This is a genomic window from Pseudomonas sp. 5Ae-yellow (assembly GCF_014077575.1).
In the GTDB taxonomy this organism is placed as follows: domain Bacteria; phylum Pseudomonadota; class Gammaproteobacteria; order Pseudomonadales; family Pseudomonadaceae; genus Halopseudomonas; species Halopseudomonas neustonica.
The window spans coordinates 1-253 of the sequence record NZ_JACGWE010000157.1; the positions used below are offsets into that span (position 1 = coordinate 1).

Annotated in this window: 1 protein-coding gene and 1 pseudogene; one reads left to right on the top strand and one right to left on the bottom strand. The window is 56.9% G+C overall.

Features of this window, described 5'->3' with window-relative positions; genetic code table 11:
• The coding region (locus tag H4J77_RS19685) for an IS3 family transposase (RefSeq protein WP_148079639.1) at nt 1–108 on the top strand (108 nt) is incomplete at its 5' end.
• Nucleotides 109–126: 18 nt separating this feature from the next.
• Here H4J77_RS19685 and H4J77_RS20125 read toward each other — a convergent pair.
• Nucleotides 127–253, bottom strand: a pseudogene (locus H4J77_RS20125) (hypothetical protein); the annotation flags it as partial.

Consider the following 253-nt stretch of genomic DNA (forward strand, 5'->3'; position numbering starts at 1 on the left):
AATTACATTGAGATGTTTTATAACCCAAGGCGCCGGCACGGCACGAGTGGTGACCTGTCACCGGTCGAGTACGAAAAGCGTCATTACCAGAGTCTGGCGAGTGTCTAGAATACTGGGGGCGATTCACTCTTCACCCTTGAAGTAGCCTCGGTCAGCCACCACGGACAGCGTTTCTGTCCCCATCGCCTCGCGGGCTTGCTTGGCCATTGGGCTGAGCTGGTCTCGGTCGGATCCGACGTTGGTCACCTCATGC